Origin of the sequence: Salipiger abyssi (assembly GCF_017311415.1) — a bacterium.
GTDB classification, from domain to species: domain Bacteria; phylum Pseudomonadota; class Alphaproteobacteria; order Rhodobacterales; family Rhodobacteraceae; genus Salipiger; species Salipiger abyssi_A.
Map to the genome: position 1 here is coordinate 137,121 of NZ_JAEKIS010000013.1, position 12,904 is coordinate 150,024.

The following is a 12,904-nucleotide window of genomic DNA, read 5'->3' on the forward strand; positions in this document are numbered from 1 at the left end:
TCAGGCCCCGCCGGAGGGATGCGCCGCGCGCACCTGCGCTTCGAGATGCGCCGCCAGCGTCTTGCGGTTGGGATGCGCATCCACCCGCACCGGCGGATGATAGATCAGCTCCACCCGTCCGCGATGCCTTGCGCCCAGCAGCCTGAGCAGATGCGGGCCAAATTCCATATCGCCCCACCAGCCGTAAAATCGCGGATCCTCGCCCTCTGGCGCATGATAAATCACCGTGACAGCCTGCACTTGCAGCTCATGCTTCAGGTGATCGCTGAAAAACGCCGCAAACAGCGTTGATTTGAAAGGCAGAACCCGTTGGCCGTCGGTCGATGTGCCCTCGGGAAAGAACAGCAGCCGGTGACCGTGCAGCAGCCGCTCCTCGAAGGCGCGTTTCTGCTCTGCGGCCTGACGCGGATCGCGGGTGATGAACACCGTGCCGGTGGCGCGCGCCAGCCAGCCGATCAGCGGCCAGTTCGCCACCTCGGCCTTGGAAACGAAATAGACATTGCGCCGCGCGTTCAGCGCAAAGATGTCGAGCCAGGAGGAATGATTGGCCACCAGCGCGCCGGGGCCAATCATGCGCGGGCCGGACACGCTGACGGGAATACCCAGAATGACAAAGGCGGCGCGGCAGACGCCCTGGGAAATCCACGGCGTGACCGGGCGGCTCTGACCGCAGAGCGGGCGCTCAATCAGCCGAAGCAGCAGCTTCAGCGCCAGCCCGAGCAGCACCAGCCCGCCCAGCAGCAGACCGCGCCAGGCCACCCGCAACCAGTCGGCGCCGCGCAGCCGGATTTCGGGCGGGGCGTCGCCGCGCCATGTCGGGCCGCTCACCCGCGCCCCCGCGTATAGATCCCTGCCGCCTTGGCGTTGAGCTGCGCCGTGTCCATGATCAGGCACACATCGGTGGTGTTGAAATCGTGATCCACATAAGCGCCCTCGCCCACGACGCCGCCGAGCCGCAGATAGCCCTTGATCAGCGCCGGCACCTCGCGCATGGCCTGCCGCCGGTCGATCTCTGCCTCGGGGATCAGATCCATGCTCTGGAACCGGCGCGAGCGCACCCGCAGCGGCTCGGGCGCGAGATGGCGGTGATGCAGCAGCGACAGCGGCTGCGTCAGCGGCGTCACATCGGTGCCGTGAAAGGAGGCGGTGCCGAAGAGGATCTCGATGCCGTGCTCGGCGACATAGTCCGCCAGCGCCTGCCACAGATGCATCATGGCCGTGCCGCCGCGATAATCGGGATGCAGGCAGGAGCGCCCCAGCTCCAGCAGCCGACGCCCCGAGCGGCGCAATGGCGTGAGATCGTATTCGTCCTCCGAATAGAACTGCCCCGCCGCCGCCGCCTGATCGTCGCGCAGCAGCCGGTAGACCCCGACCACCGCGCCGTCGCGCCGGGCATCTGTCAGAATCAGGTGATCGAAAAAGGGGTCGAACCGGTCGCGCTCCAGTCGCCGGTCGTGATCGACCAGCGCGCCGCCGCCGCCCAGCTCCTCGACGAAGACCTCGTAGCGCAGCCGCTGGGCCGCGGCGATATCCGCCGCGTCGCGCGCCAGCCGCACCGTGAAATCGCTCTCGTCCAGCGCCATCCCTGCCTCTCGCTCCACGTTCCCGCGTTCTTAATGCGGCGCGGGCGTGAGGGAAACCGCTTTCGGCACCATCGCCCGTGAGGCGTGGTTAACCATTCCGAAAGATCTCGACCCCTAGGTTATTCGTCAAAGACCGGGAGGAGGCCAACACGTTTTCCGTCTATGACGACCTTTCCCTGCTCGCGGAAGTTGACTGTGATACGTCCGCCGATGTTGGATTGTACCTGCCCGGTGCCCCAGTCGGGCTGGTCGGGATGCGTCACCAGCATGCCGGGTTCGAGTAATGCGTTTAGGTCTTCCATGTCCTGACCATCCTGAAGGGAGCCGCCGATGTCCAACGATACTGCCAGATTGGCGACGCTGGTAGGGTCGCGCCTGTGTCACGATCTGGTGAGCCCGGTGGGCGCCATCTCGAACGGGCTGGAGCTGATCGCGCTGGCCGGCGCACCCGGGCCGGAAGAGATGTCGCTGATCGAAGAGAGCTGCGCATCGGCGGCGGCCCGCATCAATTTCTTCCGTGTCGCCTTCGGCAGCGCCTCGGACGAGCAGGAGATCGGGGCCCGCGAGGCGGCCAAGCTGTTGACGGCGTATTGCCGCGGCGGTCGGCTGCGGGTCGAGTGGCTGCCGACGCAGGCGACGCAGCGCAGCCAGGTGCAGCTCGCCTGCCTCGCCATGCTGTGCTGCGAGACGGCGCTGCCGCTGGGCGGTCAGGTGCAGATCTCGCGTGACGATGGGCTGTGGCAGATCACCGGCACCGGCCCGCGCCTTTCGGTCGAGCCGGCCCTTTGGGAGCAGCTCGCCAGCCAGAGGCTGAGCATGGAGCTGACGCCGGCTTCGGTTCAGTTCGCCTGCCTGGCGATGCTTGCCCCCGAACGCGGGCGCAAGCTGGCGGTGCATGCAGGCGAGGCCGCCGTCACCATCGAGATCGCCTGAGCGCTAGCCGCGCACGGCACCGTCCGCGCGCACCACGTATTTGAACGAGGTGAGCTGCTCCGCCCCCACCGGGCCGCGCGCGTGCATCTTGCCGGTGGCGATACCGATCTCGGCGCCCATGCCGAACTCGCCGCCATCGGCGAACTGGGTGGAGGCGTTGACCATCACAATGGCGCTGTCCACCCGCTCGACAAAGCGCGAGATGGCGGCCTCGTCCTCGGCAAGAATGCAGTCGGTGTGGCTGGACCCGTAGCGCCGGATATGGGCAATCGCCGCGTCCTCGTCCTCGACCACCTTGGCGGCGATGATCTTGTCGAGATATTCGCAGCCCCAGTCCGCCTCGGTCGCCTGCGCCGTGCCGGCGATGGCCTGAAGCGCCTCGTCGGCGCGCACCTCGACCCCGGCCTCGACCAGCGCGCGGATCACGCCCTGACCGATCGTGTCGACCGCATCGCGGTGGATCAGCAGGCATTCGGCGGCGCCGCAGATGCCGGTGCGGCGGGTCTTGGCGTTCATCACCACGCTCAGCGCCTTCACAGGGTCCGCCGACGGGTCGATATAGATATGCACGATCCCCTCGAGATGGGCGAAGACCGGCACCCGCGCCTCGCGCTGCACCAGCCCGACGAGCCCCTTGCCGCCGCGCGGCACGATGACGTCGACATAATCGGTCATTGTCAGCAGCTCGCTGACGGCGGCACGGTCACGGGTCGGCACGAGCTGGATCGCGTCCTCGGGCAGGCCCGCCTTGCGCAGCCCCTCGACCAGACAATCATGGATCGCGCGGGAGGAATGGAAGCTCTCCGAGCCGCCGCGCAGAATCACCGCATTGCCGGATTTCAGGCAGAGCGCGCCGGCATCGGCGGTGACGTTGGGACGCGATTCATAGATCACCCCCACCACGCCCAGCGGCGTGCGCACGCGCTGGATATGCAGCCCCGAAGGCTGGTCCCATTCGGCGATGACCTTGCCCACCGGATCCTTCTGCGCGGCAATGGCACGGAGCCCGTCGACGATGCCCTTGATCCGCTCCTCGGTGAGCAGAAGCCGGTCCATCATCGCATCGCTCAGCCCCTTGTCGCGGCCGAAGGCGAGATCCTGCTTGTTGGCTTCGACGATCTCCGCCCGGCGCGCCCAGACCGCCTCGGCGGCGGCCTCCAGCGCCTCGGTCTTGCGGGCTGGCGGGGTGAAGGCGAGCTCGGCTGCGGCCGCCTTGGCGCGGCGGCCGATTTCGGTCATGATCGCGGGAATATCGCTCATGTCTTTCATCGCTTTCACCCTTGTGGTGCGTTGTCAGGAGCCCCCTTATAGCGCCGCCCCGCGACGGAGGACAGCGGGTTCTGAGGAGGCGCCTGAAGCCGCAGCCTCAACGCTGTGCGCGGTGGGCAGATTGCCCACCCTACGAGGCCACTTCCACACGCCACCATCGTAAAGCAACGACAGCCGCGCCATCGCCGGCCCGTGGGATGGCGAACTGACTGACGAATCTCTCGATTTATCCCGGCCACATCCGAAAGACCTAGACACACAGTGCCGATGTCACCAAATCGCCAGCCCGCCGAGACGGGCCGGCGATGGCGCGGCGGCTTCGCCTTGTTCCGCGCGGCCAGCGTTCGAGCGTCCACGACAGACGAAAGACCGGCAGCCGCGCGCGCCTCCCCCTTACAGCGCCATGTCGTCCCGGTGGATCAGCACCGCACGACCGGGATAGCCAAGCACTGCCTCGATCTCCGAGGAATGATGCCCGAGGATCTGCCGCGCTTCCTCGGCGGTGTAGCGCGTCAGGCCCTGCCCCAGTGTCGCGCCGCGCGGATCTCGGATCACCACCGGATCGCCGCGCCCGAAAGCACCCAACGCCCCTGTGACCCCCACCGGCAGCAGCGAACGGCCCTGATCCAGCGCCCGCGCCGCGCCAGCATCCACGGTCACCTCGCCGCAAGGCTTCATCGCCGCGATCCAGCGCTTGCGCGCCGCGTGCGGATCGAGCCGGGAGGTGAACCATGTGGCATTCGCGCCCGCCTCAAGCGCCGAGAGCGGATGCAGCACCGAGCCTTCGGTGATCGCCATGGCACAGCCCGCCGCGGTCGCGGTCTTGGCCGCCAGAAGCTTGGTCTTCATCCCGCCCTTGGAGAGCCCAGAGCCCGCATCGCCGGCCATCGCCTCGATCTCGGGGGTGATCTCCTCGATCACGTCGTAGCGGCGCGCGCTCGGATCCTGCGACGGGTTGGCGGAATAGAACCCATCCACATCCGAGAGCAGAATCAGCTGATCCGCCCCCACTGTCACCGCCACCTGCGCCGCCAGACGATCGTTGTCGCCATAGCGGATCTCATCGGTGGCGATGGTGTCGTTTTCGTTCACGATGGGCACCACGCCGAAGCCCAGCAGCGTCTCCATCGTGGCGCGCTGGTTGAGATAGCGGCGGCGGTCGGCGCTGTCCTCCAGCGTCACCAGCACCTGCGCCGTGGTCACGCCATGCGGCGCCAGCGCGTCCTCCCATTCGCGCGCCAGCCGGATCTGGCCGACGGCGGCAGCGGCCTGGCTCTGCTCCAGAGGCAGCGTCACGGCGGGCAGGTTGAGCAGCCCGCGCCCCAGCGCGATGGAGCCCGAAGAGACCAGAATCACATCCGTACCGCGCGCCCGCACCCTGGCGATATCGGCGGCCATGGCGCGCAGCCACTCGCCCCGGAACGCGCCACTATGCTTGTCCACCAGCAGCGCCGAACCGATCTTGACGACAAGGCGCGTGGCCGCGCTCAGGGTTGCCATTGGGTGTCGTCCTCGGGCGCCTCGCGCAGGCGCTTGTCGTCGATAAAGGCCCGCAGCGCGCGCAGCACCTCGGTGGTGCCCTCACCCGAGGCCCCCGACATCAGCAGCACCTTGCCGCCCGAACGCGCCTCCAGCTCTTCGCGCAGAAAGGCGCGCTCCTCATCGTCCATCGTGTCGATCTTGTTCAGCACGGTGATGCGCGGCTTGTCGGCGAGCCCGGCGCCGTATTCCTCGATCTCGGTGATGATCGTGTCGTAATCCTCCAGCAGCGTGCCCGAGCTGCCATCGACCAGATGCAGCAGCACCGCGCAGCGCTCCACATGGCCGAGGAAGAGATCGCCGAGCCCCCGGCCCTCATGCGCGCCTTCGATGAGCCCAGGAATATCGGCCACGACGAATTCGCGCCCGTCCACGCCCACGACACCGAGATTCGGATGCAGCGTGGTGAAGGGGTAATCGGCGATCTTCGGCCGTGCATTGGAGGTGGCGGCGAGGAAGGTCGATTTGCCGGCATTGGGCAGGCCCAGCAGCCCGACATCGGCGATCAGTTTCAGCCGCAGCCAGACCGTGCGCTCGACCCCCGGCTGCCCCGGATTGGCGCGGCGCGGCGCCTGGTTGGTGGCGGTCTTGAAATGCAGGTTGCCCCAGCCGCCATTGCCGCCGCGCGCCAGCAGCACGCGCTCGCCCAGCTCGGTCATGTCGGCGATCACCGTCTCCTCGTCCTCGTCGAGGATCTCGGTGCCAACGGGCACGCGCAGCACGATATCGTTGCCATCCTTGCCGGTGCGCTGCCGACCCATGCCGGGACGGCCATTCTCGGCAAAGAAATGCTGCTGATAGCGGAAGTCGATCAGCGTGTTCAGCCCGTCGACCGTCTCGGCCCAGACATCGCCGCCATCGCCGCCGTCGCCGCCATCCGGCCCGCCGAATTCGATATATTTCTCGCGCCGGAACGAGATGCAGCCATTCCCGCCGCTGCCGGAGCGGAGATAGACTTTGGCGAGGTCGAGGAATTTCATGACGGATCGGTCCTGGGCGCGAGGGCAATGCGGCGCGGTTTACAGCGAGTCCCGGCGCTTCTCAAGCGGCCCGGTTCGACAGGCGTATGTGCCAAAGAGCAGAAGATCCGGGCCAGTCAAAGGCGGGCCTGTCGCCTCTTCTCTTTCAAACCAGACAAACGGGGCGATATCTGCGCCCTTGCACCGTCCGGGAAGAAGGAGAAGTGGCGCGGTTGACGGGGCTCGAACCCGCGACCCCCGGCGTGACAGGCCGGTACTCTAACCATCTGAGCTACAACCGCGCATCAGGCGGGGTGCGTGGATCGGGGCAGTGGTGGCGCGGTTGACGGGGCTCGAACCCGCGACCCCCGGCGTGACAGGCCGGTACTCTAACCATCTGAGCTACAACCGCTCACTGCCTCCGAGGAGCGCGTCCCCGAATGTGGAGGCCCTTCTAGGCGGGCACCAATGCCCCGTCAAGCGCTTTTGATCGCCGGCCACCGGCAATTTCCGCGAAATCGCCGCAAAACCCTATCCGGAACGGCGCACGGGCACGCCGGCGAGGCGAAAAACGAGAAATCATATCACCATATCAAAAGGATAGCCCAACACACAGATCTTGAACGGCGAGACACGACCGATGGAAATCCCTTCGCCGATCTTCCGTGAACGCTGCGAAGACTCTGCCCCGTCGCGCAGCGCATAATGCGTGGCAGGGTTTGTCGCGCACGATCCGCGCCCCGGGGCATGGCGATCCGCGCATGGCACGCGCCTGTCACGCGGGGGCCGTCGCCCCCCCCGCCCCTACTGTCTCGCGATTCGCACAGGCCAATGGCCGTTCACCATGCATGGCGCGGCGATTCCGCGACACCTTCCCGGCGGTGCGTTTTCAAAGTCAGCCGCCGATCCGCCGGGGTTGAATTGCATCGCTTTCATGGGTTTCGACGGCATCCGCCAGGCGGTCGAGCTCCGCCGCGAGCAGAATGATCTGGGTCACACGAACCGAAGCTTCCGACCGGGCCACCTCATAACCAGCATATTCGACAAGCGCCGCTGCCGTTCTCAACAATCGTGGTATTGCCGTCTGTCCCGATATACCCTGCGCCTCCGATACCAGCGCCGCCAGCACGTCAGGCTCTCCCTCAGGTAAAATATCCACTCCAACCTCTATTCAAATACGTCCCTCACACAATCCCCATCCCGGACAGGACCGGACTCCCGCCAGCGCCCGGCGAAAAATCACCAGCCACAACCGCAGCCGCGACATCGGACCCGATCCCCATGGGGCCGACACCGCGGGCGCCCGAACGACGCCCCCCAGTCCACGCGCGGTAAAGAGCCGCGCACCACGCCCGCTTCAGGATCGCCACCGCCCCGCTTCACCCGAAAATCCGGGTGAGCCCGGTTTGGGGCCGGCAGAGAGATCCACACCTCAGGCTCGGTAGAGTTGATCCTAGCACAACACGGCAAAATTGAAAAAAGCATAGCGATGCGGCACCGACCGGCGAACATGCGGCGATGTTCGCGCAAACCTGCCACCCGCTTTCAAAAACCGCGAAAGATCTGCGGGATCGCCTTGAATTCCCAAATAATAACAGGCATCTGTTGCGCTTAAGCGTCAGAGCGAAATTTCGTCCCAGTGCCCAGATTCCTCCACCTCGATTTGCACCTGAGAAGCGCGACCTTTGAGCCGCTGGAGCTGAGCGCGCAGCAGTTTCTGGACCTGTTCCAGAACCGGCTGACCTGGCGCTACATGTCGCTGGTCTTTGTGATTCTCATTGCCGCCGATCCCAGTGGGCTGGCAGGCCAATTGCCGGCGGCGGTGTTTCTGCTGGCCTGGCTGGTGGCGTTTCTGTTGTATCTGGCGCTGCAATCGGTGCTGATCGTCGCTATCGCTGCACTGCGCCAGATCCTGCCAAGACCCGCGATTTACTGGCCGATCATCAGCCTTTTCAGCTTCGCACCCACCCTGCTGCTGATCGAGGCGGGAGTTTCGCTGATCAGCGGCGAAGCGCTGAAACCGATGCTGTTCGAGCGGATGCTGTTCATCGCGATCACGGTGATCGTGTTCGAGACGATGTATATGCGCTTCGTGCTGCCGCGCGTCCTCGCCCCCGCCCCCGTGCCTGTCCCAGGCCCCAAGCCGGCGCCGACATACCCGGCTCCCGCCGACACGGAAGACGGCGGCGGGCGGCTGCTGGTGATCGGCGGTCAGCCCGTGGCGCTTCAGGCGGTGGAGCTCATCGAAGCACATGAGCACCATGTACACGTGCGCATGCGCGACGACATGCTCACCCAGCGTGCACGGCTCTCCGATATCGTCGCCCAGACCGGACCGGAGGACGGGGTCCAGCCGCACCGCTCCTGGTGGGTGGCGCGCGGGGCAGTCGCCGGGCTCGACCGCGAGAGCGGCAAGCCGGTGTTGCGGCTCGCCGACGGCAAGGCGGTTCCGGTGGCGCGGGGGCGGCTCGCCGACGTGCGGAACTGGATCGCAACCTATCTCGTCTGAACTCAGACGCGGCGGCGGGCGCGAGATGGCCTTTACGCTCCGGGCATCATTTCCTATATATTCGCTCAGGAAACGACACAGAGGTCCAGGTCATGGATGATGCACCGCTCGAAGGCGCGCCGCTGATTGCGCCCTCCAGCACCGAGCACCCGCTCTACGACACGGTCGTGGAGGCCTGCCGGTCTGTCTACGATCCGGAAATCCCGGTCAACATCTACGATTTGGGTCTCATCTACACGGTCGAGATCGACACCGAGAACGCCGTGAAGGTGATCATGACCCTGACCGCGCCCGGTTGTCCCGTGGCCGGCGAGATGCCCGGCTGGGTGCAGGACGCCGTCGGCGCGGTGCCGGGCATCAAGGACGTGGATGTCGAGATGGTGTTCGATCCACCCTGGGGCATGGACATGATGTCGGACGAGGCGCGGCTCGAGCTGGGTTTCATGTGATCGCATGAGCGAGCGCGACAAGATGATCGCGGGTTTGCTCTACGACCCCGGCGATCCCGCGCTCGCAGCAGACCGGCGCCGGGCCCAGGAGCTGATGCGCGCCTATAACGCGACAATTGTCGGCGATGGCGAACGGGACGCACTGCTCGATGCGCTGTTGGGCGGGCGTGGCGAGCGTTGCGCTTTGCGGGCGCCGCTCTATGTCGATTATGGCTGGAACGTATTTCTCGGCGACGGCGTCTTCCTGAACTACGGCTGCGTGCTGCTCGATGTCTGCCCGATCCATATCGGCAGCGGCACCCAGATCGGCCCTTATGTGCAGATCCTCACCGCCGATCATCCGCGCGGCGCGGAAGAGCGCGCCAGCGGGCTGGAGCTCGGCCGGCCCGTGCGGATCGGCCGCGATGTCTGGATCGGCGGCGGCGCGCTGATCCTGCCGGGCCTCACCATCGGCGACGGTGCGGTGATCGGCGCGGGGGCAGTTGTGACCCGAGACGTGCAAAAAGGCGCGACCGTCGCCGGCAACCCTGCCCGCCCGCTTGTTTCGGACCGGGCCAGCGCTTAGATTCATTCCGTAAGGAGGCATGCTCATGTTTGGCATTCCGGGAAAACAGGCGGTCACCATGACCCCCGCCGCCATCGCACAGGTCCGCAAGCTCATGGAGCGTGACGGCCGTGCAGGCCTGCGAATCGGCCTCAAGAAGGGCGGTTGCGCCGGCATGGAATACACCATGGATTTCGTCGACGAAGCCGATGGCAACGACGAGGTCGTCGAGCAGGACGGCGCCCGGGTGATGATCGCCCCCATGGCGCAGATGTTTCTCTTCGGCACCGAGATCGACTACCAGACCTCGCTTCTGGAATCCGGCTTCCAGTTCAACAATCCGAACGTGACCGATGCCTGCGGCTGCGGCGAATCGATCAAATTCAAGGATATCGACGAGCTTCAGGCCGAGCGCGACGCAAACTGAGGCTCGCGCCGGCTCTGCGGCATGTCTCTCCGCCCTGCGCCCTTGACGCCGCCGCCCCGGCCCTGATGATGGGCGCGCAACGAAAACGGGAGAGATCATGCGCAGGAAACTTGCCGCCGGCAATTGGAAGATGAACGGGCTGAAAGCGGCGCTTTCGGAGCTCGACGGGATGGAAGCGGCAGCGGACGGCGCGTCCGAAGTGCTGATCTGCCCGCCCGCGACGCTGGTCGCGGCGGCGGCCCAGACGGCAAAGGGCATCGCCATCGGCGGGCAGGATTGCCACGCCAACGCCTCGGGCGCCCATACCGGCGACATCTCGGCGCCGATGCTGGCAGATGCCGGCGCCACCTACGTGATCCTGGGCCATTCCGAGCGCCGCACCGATCACGACGAGCATGACGAACATGTGCGTGAGAAATGCAAATCCGCCTGGGAGGCCGGGCTGAACGTTGTGCTCTGCGTCGGCGAGAGTCTGGCCGAGCGCGAGGCGCAGAACACCCTCGACATCATCGGCGGGCAGCTCGCAGGCTCGGTGCCCGACGGCGCCACCGGGCACAATCTGGTCATCGCCTACGAGCCGATCTGGGCCATCGGCACCGGCAAGGTGCCCACTACCGACCAGATCGGCGAGGTGCATGATTTCATGCGCGCCCGTCTCGAAAAGCGCTTTGGCGAGGGCGTGGGCCGCTCCGTCCGGCTGCTCTATGGCGGTTCGGTGAAGCCCGGCAACGCGACCGAGATCTTTGCCGTCTCCAATGTCGACGGCGCGCTTGTCGGCGGTGCTTCGCTGAAGGCGGCGGATTTCGTGCCGATCATCGAGGCGCTGAACGCCAGCGCGGGCTGAGGCTGCGAAATTGTTCTGAAAGTCGAAACGATACCCGCGGCATCGCGGGTATCGTTTTTATATGCCTCATTTTTGCCAGAATCTCTTGTGCCCCGGGCGCAACGCTATAGCGTTGCAATTGTTGGTTGTTTTCTGGGGGTACGACAATGGAATGGATGCTTGTTTTGATGGCGTCGCTGGTGGGCGCGGCGGCATTCGGGTTTGGCGACTCGAACGATGACGATGACGACGGCGACGAGGTGACGCACGAAGACGACCTGGTCGACGACATGCCGGACCAGGGCGGCGAGACGCCCGAGGAGCCGGTGGACATGCCCGACGATCCCGAAGACCCCGAAGAAACGCCGGAGGATCCTGCCACCACCTATGGCAACAGTTTCCAGCTTACCCAGCTCGACGACGGGACCAGCGTCCTCGCCGGAACCGACGGCAACGATACCATCACGGATTACCGGGATCTCGCGGCGGACGAACTGGCCGGAAATGCAGAAAGCCTGCTCGGCGGAGACGGCGACGACGAGATCGACATTCACGACAACGGATCTCTGCTGCGGCCGTCCGATCTCCGGGAGTTCACCGCGGACGGACAGGACGGCGACGACACGCTGCGCGCAATCAGCTACGAGAGCGGTATCATCCTGCGCGGCGGCGAAGGTGACGACAGGCTCATCGGCGAAGCGGTCACGCTCTATGGCGACGACGGCGACGATTATCTCGAAAGCACCCCGTTCAGCGGCGAAGAGTTCGGTATCCAGACGGTCGATGGCGGCGCCGGAGACGACGTGATCAACGCGCTCGAAGGCTTCGCCGACATCGACGGCGGGACCGGCGACGATTATGTCGCGGTCAGGCATTACTCCATGGTGTCGGCCGGCGATGGCGACGATTATGTCAGGGTTCTCGACCAGGACACCACCATTGATGGCGGCGATGGCAACGATACCATCTGGGCCGATCTGGATCTCGGACCGAGCGAGACACCCAACGCCGCCATCGGTGGCAACAGCTATGCGACGGAAACCGACTACGAGATAGACCTGACTGGCGGCGATGGCGCGGACATGTTCGATATGTCGATCTCGCTCAACCATGTTGACAGCGAAAACGACGCGCCCATGCTGGTGGCCCGGATCACCGATTTCGATCCGGCAGAGGACATGCTGATCCTCACTCTCGACGTAAACAGCGTGACGACAGGCGATTTTGCCCAGGATTACGACCGCCTGCTCTCTTGGGGCGAGCTAGGCGATATCGGCGCCCCGACGATGAATGAGTCCCTTGAGGTCAGCTCGATCGAGGTCGGCCCGGACGACGCCTATACAGATATCGTCCTCAATGGCACCGGATCGACGCTTGAGGGCAGCTACACACGCGAATTCATCGTCCGTGTCGACGGCGTCGCGCTCGGAGAAGGGGATTTCGTCGTCGCCACGCCATGACGATGGTCCGCGTCCCGGGCACACGCCACATTCCGCACCGGCCGCTGCGACCGATGCGGAAACATCGCGTTCGGACCATCGGCCGAGCCAACGATCCACCACATCCCGCAGCTTCATCTTTCCCCAAGGGTCTATTCCAGCTCAGCGCCTGAGCGGTTTTATTCTGCACGATCTGAGCAGGAGTTTATAGAGGTTCTGATCGCGTGTGTTGAAGCGGAATTCAGTCTCCTTGAGAAAGACGGGAAAGCTGGTTTTTCGTAGCCCGTTGAATTTCTGATGTCGGCGCTTGACGTAGCTCCAGAAGCTTTCGATGCCGTTGATATGGACACCGTTTCTGGCGAACTGAGCCTTGCCGTGATTGATCCGGTGATGGCGCTTGAAGCCGGCCTCGACCAGACCGTCATAGGAG

At 65.3% G+C, this 12,904-nt stretch carries 15 protein-coding genes and 2 tRNA genes; 7 read left to right on the forward strand and 10 right to left on the reverse strand.

Going from position 1 to position 12,904, the window contains the following annotated elements; all coding sequences use genetic code 11:
- From I6N89_RS17540 to I6N89_RS17550, 3 genes are all read right to left on the reverse strand, one after another.
- The gene (locus tag I6N89_RS17540; protein ID WP_207019819.1) at positions 1 to 828 is read right to left on the reverse strand and encodes a lysophospholipid acyltransferase family protein; all 828 of its coding nucleotides are present in this window, start codon (positions 826 to 828) and stop codon (positions 1 to 3) included.
- On the reverse strand, positions 825 to 1,583 hold the full coding sequence (locus I6N89_RS17545) for a GNAT family N-acetyltransferase (protein WP_207019820.1): 759 nt from the start codon (positions 1,581 to 1,583) through the stop codon (positions 825 to 827). Before I6N89_RS17545 ends, I6N89_RS17540 begins: the two co-directional genes overlap by 4 nt.
- A gap of 119 nt (positions 1,584 to 1,702) precedes the next feature.
- A complete protein-coding gene (locus I6N89_RS17550; protein WP_207019821.1) occupies positions 1,703 to 1,885 on the reverse strand; it encodes a DUF3553 domain-containing protein in 183 nt (60 codons plus the stop codon).
- A gap of 28 nt (positions 1,886 to 1,913) precedes the next feature.
- On the opposite strand from I6N89_RS17550, the gene I6N89_RS17555 reads away from it, so the two are divergent.
- Positions 1,914 to 2,516 (forward strand): histidine phosphotransferase family protein, encoded by a 603-nt coding sequence (locus I6N89_RS17555; RefSeq protein ID WP_207019822.1) that lies wholly within the window; start codon positions 1,914 to 1,916, stop codon positions 2,514 to 2,516.
- A 3-nt stretch (positions 2,517 to 2,519) separates the two neighbouring features.
- Here the strand turns inward: I6N89_RS17555 and I6N89_RS17560 are convergent, their stop codons facing one another.
- The 6 genes from I6N89_RS17560 to I6N89_RS17585 all read right to left on the reverse strand — a co-directional run bounded on the left by I6N89_RS17560 (position 2,520) and on the right by I6N89_RS17585 (position 7,442).
- The gene (locus I6N89_RS17560) at positions 2,520 to 3,785 is read right to left on the reverse strand and encodes a glutamate-5-semialdehyde dehydrogenase (protein WP_207019823.1); all 1,266 of its coding nucleotides are present in this window, start codon (positions 3,783 to 3,785) and stop codon (positions 2,520 to 2,522) included.
- A gap of 393 nt (positions 3,786 to 4,178) precedes the next feature.
- Complete coding sequence (gene proB, locus I6N89_RS17565; protein ID WP_207019824.1) at positions 4,179 to 5,285, reverse strand: glutamate 5-kinase; 1,107 nt, start codon at positions 5,283 to 5,285, stop codon at positions 4,179 to 4,181.
- Positions 5,273 to 6,304 carry a GTPase ObgE gene (obgE, locus tag I6N89_RS17570; protein WP_207019825.1) on the reverse strand — a complete coding sequence of 344 codons (1,032 nt, stop codon included), beginning with the start codon at positions 6,302 to 6,304 and terminating at the stop codon, positions 5,273 to 5,275. Before obgE ends, proB begins: the two co-directional genes overlap by 13 nt.
- 204 nt (positions 6,305 to 6,508) lie before the next feature.
- Positions 6,509 to 6,585 (reverse strand) — tRNA-Asp (locus I6N89_RS17575).
- A gap of 33 nt (positions 6,586 to 6,618) precedes the next feature.
- Positions 6,619 to 6,695, reverse strand: a tRNA-Asp gene (locus tag I6N89_RS17580).
- A gap of 483 nt (positions 6,696 to 7,178) precedes the next feature.
- A complete protein-coding gene (locus I6N89_RS17585) occupies positions 7,179 to 7,442 on the reverse strand; it encodes a DNA primase (protein ID WP_207019826.1) in 264 nt (87 codons plus the stop codon).
- Between the two features lie 504 nt (positions 7,443 to 7,946).
- Here I6N89_RS17585 and I6N89_RS17590 point away from each other — a divergent pair.
- From I6N89_RS17590 to I6N89_RS17615, 6 genes are all read left to right on the forward strand, one after another.
- Positions 7,947 to 8,792 carry a LytTR family DNA-binding domain-containing protein gene (locus I6N89_RS17590; protein ID WP_207019827.1) on the forward strand — a complete coding sequence of 282 codons (846 nt, stop codon included), beginning with the start codon at positions 7,947 to 7,949 and terminating at the stop codon, positions 8,790 to 8,792.
- A 92-nt stretch (positions 8,793 to 8,884) separates the two neighbouring features.
- Positions 8,885 to 9,241 carry an SUF system Fe-S cluster assembly protein gene (locus tag I6N89_RS17595; RefSeq protein WP_207019828.1) on the forward strand — a complete coding sequence of 119 codons (357 nt, stop codon included), beginning with the start codon at positions 8,885 to 8,887 and terminating at the stop codon, positions 9,239 to 9,241.
- Positions 9,242 to 9,245: 4 nt separating this feature from the next.
- Positions 9,246 to 9,806: a sugar O-acetyltransferase gene (locus tag I6N89_RS17600; RefSeq protein ID WP_207019829.1), complete on the forward strand. Its 561-nt coding sequence runs from the start codon at positions 9,246 to 9,248 to the stop codon at positions 9,804 to 9,806.
- Between the two features lie 25 nt (positions 9,807 to 9,831).
- Positions 9,832 to 10,212 (forward strand): HesB/IscA family protein, encoded by a 381-nt coding sequence (locus I6N89_RS17605; protein ID WP_207019830.1) that lies wholly within the window; start codon positions 9,832 to 9,834, stop codon positions 10,210 to 10,212.
- A gap of 97 nt (positions 10,213 to 10,309) precedes the next feature.
- Positions 10,310 to 11,056: a triose-phosphate isomerase gene (gene tpiA / locus I6N89_RS17610; protein WP_207019831.1), complete on the forward strand. Its 747-nt coding sequence runs from the start codon at positions 10,310 to 10,312 to the stop codon at positions 11,054 to 11,056.
- Between the two features lie 146 nt (positions 11,057 to 11,202).
- Complete coding sequence (locus tag I6N89_RS17615) at positions 11,203 to 12,495, forward strand: calcium-binding protein (RefSeq protein WP_207019832.1); 1,293 nt, start codon at positions 11,203 to 11,205, stop codon at positions 12,493 to 12,495.
- A gap of 141 nt (positions 12,496 to 12,636) precedes the next feature.
- Here the strand turns inward: I6N89_RS17615 and I6N89_RS17620 are convergent.
- Positions 12,637 to 12,904 (reverse strand): transposase (locus I6N89_RS17620; protein ID WP_207019833.1); only part of this gene is annotated, 268 nt, incomplete at its 5' end.